This window comes from Saccharicrinis aurantiacus, from assembly GCF_001660705.2.
GTDB classification, from domain to species: Bacteria; Bacteroidota; Bacteroidia; order Bacteroidales; family Marinilabiliaceae; genus Saccharicrinis; species Saccharicrinis aurantiacus.
Genome location: NZ_LYBV02000007.1, coordinates 153027 through 173659 on the forward strand (window position 1 = coordinate 153027; position 20633 = coordinate 173659).

Annotated in this window: 10 protein-coding genes; 8 read left to right on the top strand and 2 right to left on the bottom strand. The window is 35.8% G+C overall.

Going from position 1 to position 20633, the window contains the following annotated elements:
• The first annotated feature begins 310 nt into the window (after nucleotides 1-310).
• Complete coding sequence (locus tag A8B35_RS03170; RefSeq protein ID WP_171973144.1) at nucleotides 311-1474, top strand: T9SS type A sorting domain-containing protein; 1164 nt, start codon at nucleotides 311-313, stop codon at nucleotides 1472-1474.
• A gap of 220 nt (nucleotides 1475-1694) precedes the next feature.
• Entirely contained in the window at nucleotides 1695-3155 is a 1461-nt protein-coding gene (locus A8B35_RS03175) for a sulfatase family protein (protein WP_171973145.1), read from the top strand.
• Nucleotides 3156-3228: 73 nt separating this feature from the next.
• On the opposite strand, the gene A8B35_RS03180 is transcribed toward A8B35_RS03175, so the two are convergent.
• Nucleotides 3229-4194 carry a beta-1,6-N-acetylglucosaminyltransferase gene (locus A8B35_RS03180; protein WP_075601960.1) on the bottom strand — a complete coding sequence of 322 codons (966 nt, stop codon included), beginning with the start codon at nucleotides 4192-4194 and terminating at the stop codon, nucleotides 3229-3231.
• Nucleotides 4195-4484: 290 nt separating this feature from the next.
• On the opposite strand from A8B35_RS03180, the gene A8B35_RS03185 reads away from it, so the two are divergent.
• Nucleotides 4485-7121 carry a PQQ-binding-like beta-propeller repeat protein gene (locus A8B35_RS03185; RefSeq protein ID WP_075601961.1) on the top strand — a complete coding sequence of 879 codons (2637 nt, stop codon included), beginning with the start codon at nucleotides 4485-4487 and terminating at the stop codon, nucleotides 7119-7121.
• Between the two features lie 87 nt (nucleotides 7122-7208).
• Here A8B35_RS03185 and A8B35_RS03190 read toward each other — a convergent pair whose 3' ends face one another.
• Complete coding sequence (locus A8B35_RS03190) at nucleotides 7209-10307, bottom strand: T9SS type A sorting domain-containing protein (RefSeq protein WP_083634290.1); 3099 nt, start codon at nucleotides 10305-10307, stop codon at nucleotides 7209-7211.
• A 509-nt stretch (nucleotides 10308-10816) separates the two neighbouring features.
• On the opposite strand from A8B35_RS03190, the gene A8B35_RS03195 reads away from it, so the two are divergent.
• The 5 genes from A8B35_RS03195 (at nucleotide 10817) to A8B35_RS03215 (ending at nucleotide 20517) form a co-directional block, all read left to right on the top strand.
• The gene (locus A8B35_RS03195; RefSeq protein WP_075601963.1) at nucleotides 10817-12436 is read left to right on the top strand and encodes a hypothetical protein; all 1620 of its coding nucleotides are present in this window, start codon (nucleotides 10817-10819) and stop codon (nucleotides 12434-12436) included.
• 175 nt (nucleotides 12437-12611) lie between these two features.
• Nucleotides 12612-13508 carry a sialate O-acetylesterase gene (locus A8B35_RS03200; protein ID WP_075601964.1) on the top strand — a complete coding sequence of 299 codons (897 nt, stop codon included), beginning with the start codon at nucleotides 12612-12614 and terminating at the stop codon, nucleotides 13506-13508.
• 342 nt (nucleotides 13509-13850) lie between these two features.
• Nucleotides 13851-17174, top strand: coding sequence for an Ig-like domain-containing protein (locus A8B35_RS03205; RefSeq protein WP_075601965.1), 3324 nt, complete (start codon nucleotides 13851-13853; stop codon nucleotides 17172-17174).
• 58 nt (nucleotides 17175-17232) lie between these two features.
• A complete protein-coding gene (locus A8B35_RS03210; protein WP_075601966.1) occupies nucleotides 17233-19089 on the top strand; it encodes a T9SS type A sorting domain-containing protein in 1857 nt (618 codons plus the stop codon).
• Nucleotides 19090-19248: 159 nt separating this feature from the next.
• Entirely contained in the window at nucleotides 19249-20517 is a 1269-nt protein-coding gene (locus A8B35_RS03215; protein ID WP_075601967.1) for a glycoside hydrolase family protein, read from the top strand.
• The last annotated feature ends 116 nt before the right edge of the window (nucleotides 20518-20633 follow it).

The following is a 20633-nucleotide window of genomic DNA, read 5'->3' on the forward strand; positions in this document are numbered from 1 at the left end:
TTTTATTTTTTAATTTTCAGGTGATGATATAATATCCTGTTGTATAGTTATTGATGGTATTTTATGGGTCTGAAAATGAGAAAGTACTCTCGTGAAAATTTTTAATAGATCTAATTTTACCGCTGTATTTTATAAAATTTATCCACTGTTTTTATTACAGTTTAGTTAGTCTATGCAGCTTCTTTCGTCTAGTTTTACAAAAGTTAAAAAACATTAATGAGTGCTTTGGAAAAGCAAAGCAATGTTAAATAAGATTTTTACCGCATAGTTTATTAGACGCATGAAATTATTTAAAATTAAAATTAGATTTATGAAAAAAATTTACAACGTATTACAATTAGTCTTAGTGGTTACTTTATTCAATGTATACGCAAATGTAAATGCACAGTATGTAAGTTTATACGAAGCTGATTTTACAACAGATTTGCCGGCCTACGATTCTGATTTAGCAAATTCAGAACTAGCTAGTATAAAGAGTTTAGAAAAAATTAGTAGTGGTACACCAGATTGGATTGGAGCGAATCAAGTTATACAGGGAGTAAATAATTGGTATTTAGAACCAAATGGTAAGGGGCTATGGCCAGGAAACTGGAGAGGTGCTAACTTAAAGGAAGTACCATTAAACTGGACAGTAGGAGAAGCACTTAGGTTTACTATTGATTTAAATGTACACCAATTATCCAAAAATATGCTAACTGAGCCAGAAGAAGATTATGTGGCCGTAGCAAATCAGATGATCTACGGCTTTACCATACGAAGAATAGGCGAAGGAGCCAATAATAATGGGGCAGATGGAGCAGTCAGTGATTTAGCGTATACAATGGGTATAGGAGTTGATGCTACAGTAAACATAGGCCAATTAAAAATTTACATAATTAACGATAAAGCTAACCTAACTATGAATGTGTCAGATTTACAGTTAGATGATAAATTAAGAATTATTTGTACAGCGATTAAGAGCACTACAGCTAACGAACTTGATATTGCGTTTGAAGTATATAAAGCTGCCGGTGAAGATTTTAATATGGTAGGTTCAACCGTTCAAGGAACTGTTACCCATGCTGATATTTATGCTGCGGATGCTTCGGTTTTAGCATTTACAGGGTATAGTAAGTTAAATAGAATTAAGTATGATTTTAATGGTGATGGAAATGCAACCAATGACTCTGAGGATACAAGTACAACAGTATGGAGTTATTTGAATCTTGAGAAAAATGATTCACCAACTTCAATTGGTGGAGTTGAAAAATCGCCATTACAAGAAATAAGTGTATATCCTAACCCGGTATTAGATATACTATCAGTGAGAAACTTGGAGAATAATGAGGTAGTAAATGTGTATAATGCAACTGGTATTCTAGTGGCATCAGTTCCTGCTTCAGCTAATGTAGTTTCTATAGATATGAAACCTTTACCAAGCGGTATATATATTGTAAAAGCAGGTAAACAAACAACAAGAGTACTTAAAAAGTAAAAAAACAAAGTAATTAAAATCGAGGGGCAGTGAAAATTGCCCCTTTTTTTGTTTTCAACATAAGACAAGGCTATGTACTTTTCAGTTTAATAATTTATGAGCATTTAATTTAAACTGACGAAAACAAACCTCAGAGTAATTGTATTGATATTGTATTCGAAATCATAACACTATATGAATGTGTGAGCTATATAGAAAGCTTACACCTAAATTTATTTATATGAAATTTAATACAATAGTATTTGTAGCTCTTACCTTGTTGGGAGGTAATGCTTACGCAAAAAAGAAGCAAGAAAAACCCAACCTAATAGTTATTCATACCGATGAACATAGCTTCAGAACATTAAGTTGTTACCAAGAGCTAATGCCCGAAGATCAAGCCTTTGTTTGGGGTAAGGGAAATAACTCAAAAACACCAAACATTGATAGAATTGCGCACGAAGGAGCTATTGCAATGAACTACTATGCATCATCGCCAGTTTGTACCCCTTCTCGTGCATCAATGGTAACTGGCCTTTATCCACAATCAACAGGAGCACCAAAAAATGGGATGAGTATTCGTGAGGATATTCCAACATTTGCTACCATCCTGCAAGATCAAGGTTATGCAACTTCGTATGTAGGGAAATGGCATTTAGCTGGCCATAAGAAATATGCTTTTGATATTAAGTACAAAGCGGGCTTTGCCGATAATCGTTATATGATGACTGGTGGGCATGCGCCTTATTTTAGAATTACCAATGGTGAAATTAAAGCTTTAGGTCAGCGCGAAGGCGAAAAAGCAATTAAAGACGGTGCTGATAATATTGAATATGTAACAGATTTCTTTACCGATAGAACATTAGAAATTTTAGAGCGCGATAAGGATAAACCTTTTGCTTTGATGCTTTCTATTCCAGATCCACATACACCAGATGCTGCTCGCGAACCATACAAAAGCATGTATAAAGATATGCCCGTAGAAGCACCTTTTACTATGGCTCCTGAATATGTATCGCAAAAGCCAAGCTGGGGAAAAAGCACTAATAAAGATGATAAAAATGAGGCCAAAGAATTCGATAAACGTTCCCTTCGAGAATACTTCGGGATGGTAAGTTGTATTGATGATAATGTAGGGCGCATTTTAAAGTTTTTAGATGATAATGACCTTACAGATAATACCATTATAGTATTTACAGCTGACCATGGCGATATGTTCTTTGAGCACAACAGAAAGAATAAAGGTGTGCCTTATGAGGCTTCCGCTCGTATCCCTTATGTAATGCGATATCCAAAAGCTATTCCTGCCGGAAAGATTATTCGTAAAGCTTATACTAATGTTGATTTTACTCCTACCGTATTAGGTTTAATGGGTGCAGAAAATAAAGTTTTCTTTGAGGGTATTGATGCATCTACTGATTTTACTAGCAAAACTAAAGAGGTTGAGGATGATAGAATCACCTACTTTGCCAAAAATGGCGGATGGTGGGTTTGTGCGGTTAACAATCGCTACAAATTGGTTATTGATAAAAAAGAGAAACCTTGGTTAATTGATCTTGAGAAAGATCCTTTTGAGACCAAAAATTTTTATAACAATCCTGAATACAAAGAAATTGCAACTAAAATGCAAAAAGAGTTGTTTGTTCAGCTAGAGCAATACAAAGAACCTGGCTTAAAAACACAACCATACAAAATTAAATAGCATAATATTTTATCCCTAAATAGTAATTGTAGAGGTGCCTATTTTGGAAATCCAGAATAGGCATCTTTTTTTATCATCTCATTTTTTTATGTTTTGCTCGTGAATCAATTAAATCAAGAATTGGAGATTCCGGAACAAACTTGCGACTAAAAATATAACCTTTGTCTGCAGCATCCATAACTTCTTCTAAATCTACGTCAGGAGTTTCAAAAGTAACCGGTAAATTGCAACCTTTCCGATCCCAATTGACATAGGTTAAGGTAGGTTTTGTAATAATATCAGAATGTTGTTGTTTCAATTCCATCAGTATGGTTTGAAAGAACATTTCGTCAGGACAAACGGAATAGGTATGGTATTCTGAGTATTCAGGATGATTTATAATGTAATCGTTAATACGTTTAATTGTATCGCCTTTAAAGGCCCACCACTGATGGCCAGCATACGTTTTTATTACTGGATTTTTTCGTTTTCTAAAGGTTTTAAAAAAGTGCTTAATTGGCGCTAATTCTCCATATCGTACTGCAGTATAAGCGAGAATGCAATACTTTGCAAAAGTTTTAAAAGGGTTTCTGTTAAAATTAAAAATGTAGGGAACTACCATATTATCCCCTCGTTTTTGGCTTAAAATAAATTTGTAATCTTCAATGCGTTTAAAGTACGATGTAGGCCACTTCTTTTCTATAGGTTCAATGGTTATATAATCATTTTCATCTCCTTCAAAAAGTGTATTTATTGCTTCTTTATTTTTTATGGGATAGCACTGACCACTAAATAATATAGTTCTGTATAATCGCTTGTCTTTCACAATTTGTTTAATACAATTTACAGTACCCTGCACCAACGAAAAATCGGCCCAATAGCAATGTACACGTTCCTCAATTATAGTAACACAAGGAAGATTTAAAAGAGTAAATTCACTTAAGGGTTTTCTTTTATCAATATGTACGTAAAAGTGCGATTCTCCATCATCAAGAATATCAATAATTCGTCTGATGTGCTCCTGATTTTTATGGGTTAAAACAATATAATTTTTCTTCATGGTTATTATATTTAAGCAACTTCAACAGAAAGGTATTTAAATTAAGCACATTAGCTTTGTTTTATTTATGAGTTGCTATAATTTTTTTACTAACGTTTTTACAATAAGTACATGTAACCGTGTTTAACCTGTGAAGTTATTGTATAAGGTGTTGTTAATTAAATTATTGTATGGTAATTGTTTCTAGTGGTAAATGTAAGTGATTTACCGACAAGAACATTATTATAGCCTCGAAAGTCGACCTTAGTGATTGTAAATTAATTGCAAAAGCAAAAGTAATAGAATACATCATGAGAAAAATTTTCACAATAGTAATTGCGCTATTTTCATTAGTAGTTAGTGCAAAAAGCTTTGTTACTGATGGTAATGGTATTAGAAATACGGTTACGGCTACGGTAAAAGGTAAATCAGTTTTATACATATCTGAACTTGATGGGGCAATAGCTGCCTATAGCATTGATGGAAAGAAGATATGGGAGGTAGCTACTGATAAAAAGGCCCTCGTGTTTAAATTGAAGGCTTCAGATATCAATGGCGATGGAAATGACGATTTATTAGTCGCTTCAGCCGATGGTAATATTTACTGTTGGAGTAGTAAAGGGCAGTTATTATGGAAATATAGTCCTAAATCTCCCGTGAGTTTTACAGAAGTTGCTGTAGTTAAGAATAATGGCAAATCCCAAGTATTTGCTGGAGGTAACGATTCTAAACTTTACGAGCTCGATACAGAAGGGAAAGAAGTAAGTACAACTAAAATAAATGGTGTATTTCGTTTAATGGACTCGGGGAACTTTTTATCAGCTGATAGGGAAGACCTGTTCGTAATGACCTATGGACACGATAAATACCGTTGGGAAGTTTTCGGAATTATTGATACTGAAACCAAAGCGTTTAAAAAACAATTGCCAAAAAATAAGAAGCTCAAAATGCTATCTAAAATGATGATCACTGATTTTGAGGTAGCTGATATTACCAAAGATGGATTAGATGATCTTTTGTTCTACGGTACTAATACAGCAGGCGTGTTTATTGGTTTAGATGGCCAAATTAATCAGGTAGCCGAGTATATTGGTAAAAACAAAGAGAAACAGCGTTATGCACATTCACAGGGTGCTTGCTTATTGCCAGTGCGTGATGAAATTGCTTTTCAGCATGGTGGTTTTATGCACCGTTTAAGTTTAAAAGGTGAAGATTTAGAAGTAACAGGATCGCGTTATGGCGAAATTATATTTAATCAATTAGCCTTTGATGCGGCATCAAAACAATTATTTGCTGGTGGTCAAGTAGGAGGTGGAAATAAAATGTACACTTATCCTGTTAACAAAGCATCGTGGTTAACAACTCCTCAAACAAAAGAAGGAAGAATGATAGAGGTGCAAAAAAATATTGAAAAGCTTTATCAGCAAGCTTTAAAGTTTACACCACCATCATACCAAACTAAATCAGAAAAAGAATGGGTGATGATAACTCCGTTTCAGCCGGAAGCTAAGGTGATGAAGAAAAAGGGAGGTGATCTTAAATTAGTAGTTCAAGAAAGTTGGAAAGAAAATACTTCGCGTGAAGAATTAGTTGCTGCCATTGGTAAGGATGCTTTAAAGAAGGACAAGCGTGGTAAGTATAATTTATCAAGAGCTGAGATTATTAAAATGGCTAAGGCCTACGAATCAAAGGGCGAGCCATTTACCATATGGGCAGGTCATGTAACCGATCCATTTTATTTACATATCGAAACCTTAGAAGAAATTTTAAGAGTAGCTCCTAATACTTGTTATGGTTTTGTTTATGCTGAGATGCACGATCCTAATGATCCACGTGTGGTTCACTTTGTAAACGAATATATGCCACGTTTGGCCACAGCACTTCGTAAAAACGGTAAAGCAAAATTATATTTCCGATATAAAAACATGTTCTGGGGAGCTAGTTCGCACCAGGGAATTTGGAAAGATATGTTTTACAGCGGAAAGTATGCCGATATCTTAGTTCCGGCAGCCGAGGATACATCATCACGTACACAGGATGTAAATTTTTCCGGTCGTGTGGGAATGCTAATGGGTGGTTTTGTTGATGATTATGCCATGCGTTTGGTCGATGATAATCCAACCAGTTGGAGACCATATACACCAGGAGGTCAGCGTTCAGTTTCGCCATATTTACGTAATGGTATTATGATGGCAGCTTATGGTGGTCATTACGGAATCATCTTCAATAATAGTTATTTAGAAGATCCAGGTTTAAATTCTTTATTTGCATTGATGACATCGGGAGCAATTCCTTTAGTTGAGAAGGAAGATATTGAATCGGTAAGCTCTTGGATGTTAATAAAGGATGTTAATGCAGATCTAATTCACTCAGTAGATGATCATCATAACATGAAGCAGTTTAAAACGGATGATACCAATGCTGTAATTGCGAATAGCCAAATGCATTGGGCAGGAAGTACAATTAATGATTACGATTATTCTAAAGCATTAGGCTCGGATTATCGTTGGATGAATTATATGCCTGAAATGCCAAACGGAATGATACCTGTTGGTCCGGTTGAAATGGAAAAAGATTTGAAAGGTGCAGGTATTCCATATTTTGTTACAGACCTTAAGACTGGTTTTATCGATGGAGAAGACGTTGGTGCAAAAGAGTTTGGTAAAACAATTTCTTCCGAAGTAAGTAAAGGAGCTGCTCAAATGCGCATCAATGTAAAAGGAGCTTCGTGGTGTGCCATTAGAATTGATGAAACACATATTCGTGTTATTATGGTAGATCAAGGGTATATTAATCCTCAAGATCGTGAAGTTGCCATTACATTTAATGGCTCGAAGCCTAGTAAGGCTGTTGATATCTTAAGTAAAGAAAATATTAAAGTAAGTGATGCGATAAAAACAATTGTTCCTGCGGGTTCTGCCAAATTCATCGACTTTACTTTTGAATAATTAGTTTAAAATAGCAAAGTATTAGTACTGATAAAAAAGGCCGCTCAAGTATTTGAGTGGCCACTAATTTCGATGAGAATTCATCAATTAGTTCTTTATAATTTTCATTATTCTTTGAGATTGATCAATACATTTAAACTTAAGTACAAAAATACCCTTATCGTATTTTTCAAGTGATAATTTATTTAATCCATTATTAACCTTCTCTGATAATAATATTTGACCGTTTATATTATATAAATCAACAGATTCAATTTCTCCGTTGTTTTCATAATTTACCCAGTTGTTACAAGGGTTTGGAAATACGTTAAGCTCTTTGTCGATTATTGGTTTAATGGTAGTTGCAATTGCTTCTGATATATCGATTTTAATATTTGTAAAGTTTTTAGTATGCTTAAAAGTAATAACATTACCTCCGCTTGTACCTCTTAATTGAATCATGTAACCGGTACCAGAACCTGTGTCTAATTTTGAGCCAATTGGGGTTGTAGGATTAATAATTAAAGATCCTGAAATATTTCCCAAAGCATCGGCCGTAGCCTCATATGTACCATAAATAGTAGCACCTGCATTACTCCATCCTGTCCAGGGAGTTAATGTACCAGTCACCACATCACCTGCAGTATAACCTGTTCCAGTTATTTCTAATGATGAACCAGCAGCAGCAGACCCTGCGTCAATATAACCCCATTCATTAGGTTCTGTACCATTAAAAACAATAGTTGGAGGCCCTGCCGAAGCTCCATAAGTCCAGTTAATATCCGTTGGGGTTGGTTCAAACTGATCATTGAATGTTCCTCCAGAAGGCATAAACCAACGCACAATTTTATACTCTGTATTCAGCACCAAAGCTGTTTTGAGATTTAGTTCTAAATCAGTAGAATGCGTTCCTGCTTCAATTCCGTTTATACGACCAAAAGCAAATTCTTCGGAATCATCCATACTTTTTATCGCATAGGCTAAATCGCAAATTGCAGAAGCTGTATATGTAATTCCGATAGTGATGTTTTTATTATCTGCCTCAGTTGTGTTTACAACCGCTTTTACTTTACTGCTCGAAATTAAATATCTATCCTGAATGGGGCCATCTCCAACACAAACTTCCAAAGCATACCAGCGTCCGCGAGCTGTTGCAGTTGTATTTTCTTCGGGTACTTTTCCGTTTGTTACTTGGTTTGATGTAACCCTAATAATATCACCAGTTATGATTGTTGCCTGCGTTTCTATTTCCAATATCTCAATGGCATTTCTTAATCCCTCATCTTCAATATCATGTGTTACATCATAAGAAGAAGAAATTTGTTTCTCGCCAACCTTTATGCCATTAACAAAAACTTCGTAAGTACATTCCCCATCAGGCTCCTGCATGGCATGAACCTTAAATGTAGCATTACCCTGTGGAGTACCGCTATAAACTACCTCAGCAGCAATTGGCCTGTTTATTCCATTTGTTCCATTACATTTAATCAATTCCTTAGCACCTCCATCCCAAGTAACGCTTTTTCTCCATTCAACTGTAGCTGGGTCATAATCATCTACATTAAGATTGGTAAAATCTTTTGCTAATATTGTTTCGCAACCTCTTACTGGCCTAACACAATCTGGGTCCGGCGTTCCAGTCTCCGACCAGTATTTGCGAGCCTGGGCCTCGGTTTTTTCAGTATACGAACCCCAATTAGAGAGTCCTTTAGCCATAACAATTTTATCGATTTGATAACCGTGCGAACGCCCTGCTATCTCCATAGTATAGGTACCTGCCGCAGGAATTTTTACATTTACCCATTTGTGTGAATGATTATATTCTCCAACACCATGCAACCAGAAACCAGGGTCGCTACGTCCGTAAAACTTAATAAAATCCGTAACCTGATCCTCACCAAAATAGCCTATACCGTCAGAAAATTTTATCCATGCATCATTACTTAGGTCAGTACCTTGTTGTCCTTCAACTTTACCGCGTTCTTCTTCATTTTGGCGAACAAACCACTTAAATGTGTAGGTGCCTGGGGTATTTATGTCAAAACTATAAGATAATGTATTAGCAGGGTTTTGAGCTTGATAATTGTTTGGACCGTCGTAATAAATATATTTACCGCCCGACGCGTTAGCATCATCTGTACCTAATTTCCAATCTCCTTTTAATTCAATTCTTTCTGCTTCAAATACTAAAAGACCATCGGTTTCATAAGAATCTAATGCGGGGCAATACCCATCAGGTTGGGGAGTACTGCCTGCTTTTATGCCATCAATAAACTGTGTTTTTAATTTACTCGGATTACCATCCTGATCGTTGTATAAAAGAAACCAAATCATACCAGCATCAGAAATATCTGGTTTACTAAGGCTTGCATCCACATTTAGCATATCCCACAAGAAATTACAATCTGGATCAAAATGATCTCTCAAAAAGTTGTACGGATACCACGTTTTACTGCCATTTACTTTTGAAGAACTCCATCCATTATTAAGGTTCGAAGACTGATTTTGATCTTTAATTCGTTTGAAATTTACACCCTCAGTAACAGGGAAATCATTTAAAATATGCTCAACTCTGCGGTGATCTACTCTTCGGATATGATTGTCATTATAATTACTATGCGACAGAATATATAAATGACTGATAGAAGATTCATTGCCATCGGCCTTTACTTTTTCTAAAGCTCTGTAAAGAAACTCAGAAGGTCCCATCGACACAAAGTATAGAGGATCGCTTCCTGTTGATATTTTAATTTGTTCAGCCAAATGATTGATTGCTGCGGTATTATCTGCAGAAACATCGTAAAATACAGAAGCATCAAAATCCGTCCATCGTAGCAATGCTCCGTCTACTCCTTCTTTCATTATATTTCTTGCGGTAGTATGAGCAGGAGATCCAATGAAATTATTATACGAATAATGTACAAGATTACCCTCTAATCCAGCATTTGCAAGCATGGCCAAAGCGGCAGGAGTTGCACTCCAATCATCTTCATCGCCTCTTTGCCAAGCTGAATTATAAGTAAATGTATTACCAACATCAGCAGCAGGAGCATTAGGTGAAACCGAACCACCCCATGTATCTGGGTCGGGTTGATTGTTTCCATCTGCACTAACAGCAATTCGGTGATTGTTATACCCCCATCCAGATGCTGATAAAATGGGTATTGCAATGAGTGCCATTGCGAGGCACAAAATCATTTTTTTCATGATTGTAGATTTATAAATATGAGATTAAAAATTATATGGATTTTTGTTGTTTTCTTTTATTGAAGGCGATGGTTCTTAACATATTCGAAATATACTCTTTGATTAATGCTTGCAGCATAGAAAGCTATTAGCTATATATTTACATGTAGTGATTTTAGTATGTATTTTATATTTACTTTTGAAGTTTAAGAGGAGGGGTGGAACAAAAATTTTATATGAATTTTTATAAAGGAGAATCTGTAAAAAGTTAGTCTCTAAAAAGGCTGTCGAAATTTTGTGTATAGTTTTTGATATGTTTACCTGTCTAATAATGTGATTTTTGTAATATTGGTTGTTGAGTTTGTGTTTTAGAAATAGTTTAGATGTGCAGCCGCTTGTGCTTGATAAAACGAAAGTAGACTGGAATGCTCTCCCAAATGAAAACGCATATTTACAATTGTTGCTTTTGAGGAGGTAAGTATATTTACTTTTTATTACCTAGCTTTGGACTACCTACATATCCATTACACATGAAATTCCGATCCTATATTTTCATCATCCGCGTTCTAATTACAATTCTATTTGTAAACACATTATCAGTTTCTGAAAATTACGCACAAACTAGCCAAGATAATGAGTATACAAAAGCATTATTAATTGCAAATCAATACTTAGACATAAACGCAGATAGCGCCATTGTTTTATTTAAGCAATTATTTGTCACTTTTGAGAATCAAAAAGACACAACTAACATCATTAAATGCCATATTGGTATAGCAGATGCTCGTAAAACCAAAGGACAATACGGCTTGGCGTATGATCATTTATGGGATGCCTTATTTTTGGCTGAAGATATACAGGATTCCCTTGAAATGATTGATATTTATTATGATCTGGGAACACTTTACAATATTTACGGAAAAACTGAGCAAGCCGAGTATCATTTTAATACTGCTTTAAGTCTGGCCAAAAGGCAGAATTCATTACATAAATTCCCCGAAGATGGCTTGTCAGGGATTTATTATTCTATTGCGATAACCAAACGAAGTATGGAAAAGTATCAAATTGCCCTCAACTATCTAGACTCGTGCGAAATGGTTAAAGTCAATAAAACCCCTAATAACTATAATACTCCATATACCGATGCCGAGCGCGGAATTATTTATATGAAGTTAGGGCAAGAGAAAAGAGCGAAAAACTTATTAGAAAAGGCACATAAACATTTTGTATTAAAGGAAAGTAATTATGCTATAATTACAGGATTAAATTTGGGAGATTTATCAGCTGGTCAGGAAGATTGGGAAAAAGCAAATACATACTATTTAAGTAGTTTAGATAGATTAAACAAAACAAACTCACATACTAATTTGGAGGGAGAGTTATTAAAAAAGACTTCGATCATTTATAATAAAATTGGGAATTCGTCTAAGGCATATTCTTACATCTATATGGCTAATGCACTAACAGATAGTTTGTATAATGCAAAAACATCTAAAAATAACGAGCTATTTAAGATTAAAAATAAACATGAAGAAACCATTCGTATAAAGGATGAGTATATTAGAAATCAAAACATTGTACTTGAAAAGACTAAGCTAGTTCAATTGCGATTGAAGCTTTTTATAGCCTTTATTATTTGTGCAATTATTGTGTCAGCTATATTCTTACAGATGCGTTCGCGTATAAAAAGGTATAATATTGAAAAAAAGCAAGCTCAATTGGATCGAGATAAAGCAGAGGCCATCATGCAAATTAAGAACAAGGAGCTTACATCATATACCCTACAAATAATTGAAAAGGATAAAATACTTGACACCTTGCTGCAAAAACTAAAAAACCTTTCGTATGCTGATTATAAGTCTATTAAAGTGGTTATGGCAAAAGGTAATAAAGTAATGTGGGAGCAATTTGATAAACGTTTTACTGAAGTAAATTCAGAATTCTACCTTCGCTTAAGAAAGAAACACCCAGATCTAACTCCTACCGAACAAAAGTATTGCGCCTTACTAAAATTAAATTTCGATAGTAAAGAAATGGTTCGTTTACTTAATATTTCGTTGAATACCGTAAATATTTCTAGGCATAGGATTAGAAAAAAGATGGGTTTAAAACGCGAGGAGAACTTAAGTAATTATATTGCTGATATTTAAGTTTGCATCAGAGACTTTAGTTACAATGCTATTTTATAGTAGAGCTTCAGACTAAGCAGTAGTTCTTCTGATCTTTCAGCGCATATTGTTTCTCACACCACTAATAATTACTGATTAGTACATTGTTTAATTCCACAATTACTTCATTTGAGTATAACAAATAACCATCAGTAAAATGAATAAACGTACATTTCTCAAAAACACTCTGCTTATTGTAAGTATAGTTCTAAGCATTAATTTATTTGCAACATCACCAAAAAAGCCTGTATATGTTGTATTATTAGCCGGACAATCAAATATGGCCGGATCGGGTTGTTTTGATAATATCGATGCTGAAAATATGCAGAAGATAGAGAACTTGCAGTCAAAAGTAGCAATGGCCACAAAAAACAAACTTGCGCCAGTAGGTCCACATTTATCAAAAGGTAAAAGTGAAAAATTTAAATGTGCTTCTTTCTTTGGGCCTGAAATGGGTATTGCCATCAGCTTATGCGAAAAATTTCCCGATAGAGAATTCTTGTTTATTAAACATTCCATGGGCGGAACCGCATTATACGGCGCTTGGAGTCCGGAGTGGAGCCTCGAAAAATCGAAAGCCGTTGAAAAAGGAGAACAAAAACAAAACGTAAAGTTATACGATGAGCATATTACTTTAATTAAAGAACAATTGGCCCGTTTAAAAAAGGAAGGCACACCCTATGTAATTCTGGGTATGGCCTGGATGCAAGGCGAAAATGATGCAGCCAAGGAAGTATCGGCTCGTAGCTATGAGGCTAATTTAAAACAGCTGATTAATTGTTACCGTACCGAGTTTAATGCACCCAACATGCCTTTTGTATTCGGACAAATTAACTCTAACTACGGTAGGTTCAAAGAAGGGCCAGCCATGGTTCGTAAGGCCTTTGTTGATGTAGCTGAAATAGTACCAAATACTGCAGTAATTAAAACCGTTAACGATGGTACTAAAACTTGGAATGATTACCCAAAGCATTTTGATAACGTGCATTATAATGCCGAAGGCCAAATTAAGCTTGGCAAAGCAATGGGCTCTCAATTGATACTGTTGCAATAATTACATTTTTCTTTCATAATTTTTTAAAAGCGTGTCACTTATTATAAATGATACGCTTTTCTTTTACTTGTATTTTAATAGCGTTAGTTATAATCCCTAGTTTTTAAACTGTTCTAGTGAATTAATTTTAAATAACGCCAGGCTCTACTCCTTTAATATAAAGGCATAGAGGTACCTGTGTTATCAACTAACCCTCATCATTCTTCATTTTAGCATCTGTTAATTAGTACTAGTAAATCTACTTTTGATTTAGGCCCAACCGTGAGTTGCTGCTGATTAGTAGTTCACGGTTTTAGTTTTGTTGCAACAGATATAACATTACTAATTAATCAAATACGAAAAATGAATAAGAACAAATTTGTATTACTATCTGCTTTGGCATTTTTTTGTCTATTAGCAGAAGCTCAAGAGGTTGATGTTAGCGTTAACCTCGACATAAAACACTCTGTTAAGGGTGTGTCCGATTTTGGACGAGAGCGGCATATTACTTTACATTCTTCATTAGTTGAAACCGATTGGTTTGGTGAGGAAACTAAAGCGGAGTATTTATTAAATGATCTTGATGTTTACTTAGGTAGAGATAACGGGTCTGCAACTTGGAAATTTCAATACTCAGCACAAGATCAAAATAGACCTGGATTTGCTGATATTGATAGTCTTAAGTCCTTTAGTGGATGGTGGAAGGAAGAGTATGAAAATATCCTTACACGTAATAATACAAAACCCTATATAGAACGCTCTAGAGGGATGATTTGTGGTACAAACCCTCATCCTACCTTTCCTACCTTATCATATTGGCATATGTGTGGTACCGAAACAGAAAGAGCAAATGGAAAAGCTTGGCTTCCTCTTAGTATAGAATCATCAGCAGAATGGATGGTGGAATATCTCGATAATTTCTTTGCGAATTCTATAGAAGAAGAAGGCGAGTTGCTTCCAAAGTATTGGGAGGTTATTAATGAACCTGATATGCTTATGAATACTGGTGCTTTTATGGCTTCTAGTTGGGAAGAATTATGGGAGTATCATAGTTTAGTTGCAAAAGGCATAAAAGCAAGATTAGGTAATAAAGCTCCTCAAATAGGCGGGATGACCTGGGGATTGCATGATCTGGCAGGTGATGATCTAAATAGAGGTAGAACTGTTAATTTTCATGATGGCTATTGGGGAAATACAGAAGGTGATGAAGTAATGAGACAGTTAGCGCAGCAAAAAATGGAATCGGAGTATTTAACACAAACTGGTCCATGGACTCAGTGGGATGTACTTTGGAAAGGTTTTATGAATACTGCAGGATCGGATATGGATTTTTATTCATTACACTTTTACGACTGGCCGACATATGATGCTACTGGCGGAACAATAAGAAGTGGATCAGCGGTTGAAGCAACACTTGAAATGGTAGAATGGTATGATGTTTATAAAAATGGAATTGAAAATCGTAAACCCGTTGTTGTTTCTGAGTATGGAGCTGTTCAAGGGGCATGGGAATATAAGCCGCACGATAGGCGTTACGATTGGGAGTGTTTGAAACCATTTAGCTCTATGTTGATGCAGTTTTTGCAGAGGCCAGATTATATACCTCTAACAATGCCATTTACGCCAATTAAAGCACAATGGGGCGACATCAAGAATGCAGATGGTAGTTTGCAATATCCATATCAATATAAAATGATGCGCGATGATGATGATGATGGTGTTTTTGAATGGAGTGATTATATCAAATGGTTTGAATTGTGGTCTGAAGTAAAAGGTACACGTGTGTATACAAAATCAACAGATCCTGATGTTCAAGTAGATTGTTATATTGACAATAAAAATGTGTACTTGATATTAAATAATCTAGAGGAAACAGAAGCGAATGTTAGTTTGGGAATATTAGGTTCCTCCCTTATTCCACAAAATGTTAATATTAAGCATCTTTACTTACAAGGCGAAGATAATATCATACTCAATAAATCAAATTTTTCAGAAGCTCCATCCTCTGTTTCTTTAGCTGCTGAAGGTACTATGATTATAAAATATACTTATTCTCAAAGTATAGATATTGAACATGTAGTGAATGAGTATAAGTTTTATGGTGAACCTGTTAGTGATGATCAACGAGTGAGTATTCAAGCAGGGTTAAATACATTTTATGTTAATAATGTAACGGTACCTACTGATTCTAATAAATCTCAAGCTCTTTTAAAAATAACAGCAAATTTATTTGATGCAAAGGATGACCAAGTTGGCTTCTTATCAATAGATAAGTTATTAATTAATGGTACAGAAGTAGAAACTCCGTTAGATTGGAAAGGAAAAAGTCAGGGGCGTAGTAGATACTTCGGAACTCTTGATATTCCTATTCCTGTCAGTGTATTGAAGGCTAATAATAAAATAGAAGTCGATTTTCATCATAGTGGAGAGGTAAACGTGGTTAATATTGTGACTTGGGAAACTACAAAGGATATTTATATTCCTGTAAGCGATGTTAACTTAGTTACTGGGTCGTTAAGTCTTAGTGCAGGTTCAACTAGTTCATTAACGGCAAATGTTTTGCCAACTTCAGCCTCAAATAAAGGGCTTGTTTGGAGTACATCTAATGCATTAGTTGCAAGTGTATCCCAAACTGGAGTAGTAAGTGCAATAACTACTGGGGATGCCATTATTACGGTATCATCAGCTGATGATGAATCAATTTCAGACCAGTGTTCTGTATCTGTTTCTAATAATGTAATTAATCCAACATCGATTACATTGAGCGAAACAACTCTTGATTTATCGGTTGGTAATTCAATTACTTTAGAAGCTATAATTACACCAAATAATGCAACGGATAAAACAGTAAGTTGGAAAAGTAGTGATACCTCAGTTGCAACTGTTGATGCTTTGGGTAAGGTAAATGCTATTGCGGAAGGTTCTGCAATTATAACCGCAACAACCAATACAGGTAATAAGTCAGTAACTTGTGATATTACAGTAAACAATGTACCTATTGTGTCTGAATTTATAATTCAAGCTGAGGATTTTGTTCAAACAGGTGGAACATACAATGATGCTGAATACGGAGGTCCTGGCTATGGGGTTAATAAAAGTAATATTGGGATCAATTATGTAAATTCAAATGATTGGGCAGAATATAACTTGAATGTACAAACCGCAGGTACATATAAAATTACTTATTACATTTCAACCCCTTCTGATGCAGCTCAAATTCAGTTTTATATTGATGATAGTTTAATCAGTACTGATAACGTGAGTAATAACAATAATTGGGACTCTTACAATGCACTGCAGGCATCAAGCGAAGTTGTTTTACCTGTAGGAAGCCATGTGGTGAAAATATTAGCATCGGGTACAAGTTTGTGGCAGTGGAATTTAGATAAGATTGTATTGTCAAATGATTTATTAAAGCAATCAAGTTCAAACTATACGTCTTTGAATAACCTTAAAGTTGAGTTATTTCCTAATCCAGTTTCTAATAAGTTAGGTATTCAAGTTGAGGGAATAACAGATTCTTTAGTCGAAATAATGGTATTTAGTTCGATGGGTAATCTATTAAAATCAGAGTTTATATCAGAAGGAAGTAATACAATTGATGTTAGTGATTTAGTTGCAGGCATGTACATTGTAAAAATCCGTAATGGTAATATCAATTCCGTTAAACGCTTTATCAAAAAGTAATAAATTTCCGAAAGGGTGCACACGCCCTTTCATTTTTACTCTTAATTAAATACGAAAAATGAAAAAAAGTACAAGTCTATTATTAATAGTATTCATCTTTTCGATGATGCTTAATGCCCAAGATTGGAGTAATATTCCAATTCCTGCTGATGCAGGAGAAGGCAAAGTTTGGGAACTTCAGGATAATGTTTCCGACGATTTTAACTACACCAAATCCTTTGGTTCAGGAGCATATGCTAACAAAACAAATTTTGGTAGTGGTAAGTGGTATAACTTTTATCACAATGCATGGGATGGTCCTGGTTATACTTACTGGAATAATTCTCAGGTTTCAGTTGATGGCGATAACTTGGTAATTACAGCAGGTTATACTTCTAGCAATAGCAAGGGTGGCTCGTATGGAGTGGCATCTGGTTGTGTTACCTCAAACAACAAAGTAAAGTATCCGGTTTATATTGAAGCCTCATTAAGTGTTGCTAATATTTCTTTGGCTTCTTGTTTTTGGTTATTAAGTCCTGATGATACTGAAGAAATCGATATAATCGAAAATTATGGTGGTGTTAATTGGTATAAAAACTTTACACACATTAGTCACCATTCATTTGTCAGAAGTCCCTTTACCGATTACCAACCGCGCGATTGGAATAGTTGGTACCCTATTGCAGAAGTTACAGCTGCAGGTGGTTGGGGAGAATATTGTTGGAATGGCGGAAATAGAAAATACATGCGCATGGGGGTTAATTGGATTGGCCCTAAACATTGGGAATATTATATCGATGGTGAATTGGTTCGTGTAATGTATTACAATGCCATGGCTACCAATATTAACGGAACGTGGCAGTATACCTATTACAATTCGGTAACTCAAGATAGTAATGGATATTATATGCCTACCAATAACAGTTCAGGATATTCCGATGTTACTACGCATACCACAAGTACTTCGTATAGCTTGGCAACTTTAAAAGCCGCAAGCAATGCTTCAAAAGGTTACAGTGTAATTGATCCGGGTTGGTTTCAAGGTGGCGATGGTAGTGATGTTGATGGCAATGGCGTTACAAACGAACCCAAAGGTTTTACCAAGGAGCTTGAAATTATTATCAATATTGAATCGCAAAGTTGGTTAACAGGTTCAACACCTTCAGCAAGCGATTTGGGTAATGCCACAAAAAATCAAATGAAAGTAGATTGGGTACGAGCCTACAAACCCGTTAATGATGATGGAGGAAACTCTGGTGGAACCGACGAAGTAATTACCATACAAGCAGAAAGTTTTACCAATACCGGAGGTACTTTTAACGATGGTTATGTAAGTTATGGTGTGAATAATGGAGGAACAATTATTAACTATGTAAATAAAGAGGATTGGGCAGAGTATACTGTTTCTATTCCCAGCGATGGTGCATACGAAATAAAGTATTACATATCATCTCCTTCAACAGGATCAACCGTTGATTTTAGTGTGAGTGGTACAAAATTTAATACTACTACAGTTCCTAATAATGGGAGTTGGAGCAACTTTCAGGCATTAACGGCAAGTAAAACCGCCAATTTTACCGCCGGAAATCATCAAATAAGGTTAACCGCTGGCGGACCTAATTGGGCATGGAATCTCGATAAATTTACACTGCAAAGAGTATCCGATCTCAAAGTAGCCACAGCTTCATCGCTTACTGAGCAAGAGGCCGAGTTGTCAATTTATCCCAATCCAGCACAGGACCAAGTTAATATTAAGGTAAAAGATCCTATTAACGCTAGTGTTTTTGTTGAGCTTGTAAGCATTGGGGGCGTTCGCCAAATAGTTGAGCAAATACCAACCAATAGTACATATCAGTTAAATATTTCAAGTTTACCTAAAGGGATATACCTTATTAAAGTAGGCAATAATGCCCAACAACGATTAGTGGTTAAATAGTTGTTAATTCATAGTTTAGAGGCGCAGCATTACGTTGCGCCTTTTTTATTTCGTCAATGTACTTCAGCTACAATATTGTGTCAAGTACAAAAACAAAACTAAGCCGCACAATTAACTCATAAATACGGTGCATCTTTATTCAAAATAAAACCAAGTTATATGAATGAAGAATACATAAACACTTGCAAACAATGGCTTTTAATGCTGTCATTAATCGTATCAATAAATGGCGTTGCACAAAGCACCAACGAAGCCGATTATTTCAAAGCGCCAAGCGAGTTTACACTCAATAAAAACCTAAAAAAGGATTACAAAGCTAGCGGTAAGTTTTCGCAAAACATTAGCGAAATATTTCAAGCGGCCATCAACGAAGTATCCAGCCTGGGCGGCGGACAAATATTTATCCCCAAAGGAGAGTATACCTTTGCTGAAATACAAATGAAATCCAATGTACATATCCTTGTGGATAAAAATGCAAGCATCCGACCGCCTATCGATGTAAATAAAACCAAAAAAGGGTATCGATCTTTTGTACTATTTCATTTAACTAGTAATACCACCGACCCCATTAAAAACGTTAGCATTCAGGGCAAGGGGGGCATGTTTACCATCGATATGCAACAGGTAAACAACCATCTGAATAGGGTATTCAACCTAAAAAATGTACAAAACTTCAAGCTCAGTAATATTAAGGTTTTAGACAATTATTCTAAATATTCGGCCTTTGTTTTCAATAGCCTCCAAATAGATTCGTACCTCTACGGACCCGTAAATGGCGTTGTTAGTGATGTATCTATTTACAATTCCGATTACGGTTACGGTTTGGTGCAAATGCAGTTGGGCGAAAACATCCTATTTAAAAACTTATACGGTTTAGGAGGTTGCACGCTGCGTCTCGAAACGCACAATTCAACCATGCACGACCCCTCTAAATTTAAGCCCCTCAATAATATTGTGGCCCGCAATGTGGTATCCGAAAAAGGCAACTCGGCACTTATGGTATCGCCACACTTTGTCGATAATGGCAAAATAGACGTACGCGATATAACAGCCATCGGAAGCGGTTGGGCCGTTCGTGTAGCAGCAGGTTTTACCAGTAAAAAGAAGGAAGAAGAGCGTCATCTTACGCCCGGAACTTTCAGCAGCGAATCTGTTATAGCCAATATAAAAGCGACTTATTCGCCCACTACCGCTCAAAACAAAAAGAAGCATTACCGATATATTCCTTGCGATATGCGTTCCCTTTGTGCTACAGCGCCCATCCGTGAGGGTGGCGATAGCTTCAATGGGCCATCCATAGGAGTGGTTCTGAATACTGCGCAATACAAAATAAACATCCGCCCCAGCGAAATAAAAAATGCCGAAGGATTTTTACCATCGCAGCACTACGTACAAGCCAAAGATGCAGTAGTAAAATGTCCGAATTAGTTGGGCAGCTTAAGCAGCTATCCACTATAACAAAAGCCTTGGTTTGCACATGCTGCATGGTCGGTACGTGGGCTCCTAAAGTCGCCTCCGTTCTCCCTGCATCATGGCAAACCAAG

What these genes read in the sequence shown, in the direction of transcription:
- A8B35_RS03185 (WP_075601961.1), top strand. Translation starts at nt 4,485, where the DNA reads ATGAGAAAAATTTTCACAATAGTAATTGCGCTATTTTCATTAGTAGTT.
- A8B35_RS03170 (WP_171973144.1), top strand. Translation starts at nt 311, where the DNA reads ATGAAAAAAATTTACAACGTATTACAATTAGTCTTAGTGGTTACTTTA.
- A8B35_RS03200 (WP_075601964.1), top strand. Translation starts at nt 12,612, where the DNA reads ATGAATAAACGTACATTTCTCAAAAACACTCTGCTTATTGTAAGTATA.
- A8B35_RS03190 (WP_083634290.1), bottom strand. Translation starts at nt 10,307, where the DNA reads ATGAAAAAAATGATTTTGTGCCTCGCAATGGCACTCATTGCAATACCC.
- A8B35_RS03175 (WP_171973145.1), top strand. Translation starts at nt 1,695, where the DNA reads ATGAAATTTAATACAATAGTATTTGTAGCTCTTACCTTGTTGGGAGGT.
- A8B35_RS03215 (WP_075601967.1), top strand. Translation starts at nt 19,249, where the DNA reads ATGAATGAAGAATACATAAACACTTGCAAACAATGGCTTTTAATGCTG.
- A8B35_RS03195 (WP_075601963.1), top strand. Translation starts at nt 10,817, where the DNA reads ATGAAATTCCGATCCTATATTTTCATCATCCGCGTTCTAATTACAATT.
- A8B35_RS03205 (WP_075601965.1), top strand. Translation starts at nt 13,851, where the DNA reads ATGAATAAGAACAAATTTGTATTACTATCTGCTTTGGCATTTTTTTGT.
- A8B35_RS03180 (WP_075601960.1), bottom strand. Translation starts at nt 4,194, where the DNA reads ATGAAGAAAAATTATATTGTTTTAACCCATAAAAATCAGGAGCACATC.
- A8B35_RS03210 (WP_075601966.1), top strand. Translation starts at nt 17,233, where the DNA reads ATGAAAAAAAGTACAAGTCTATTATTAATAGTATTCATCTTTTCGATG.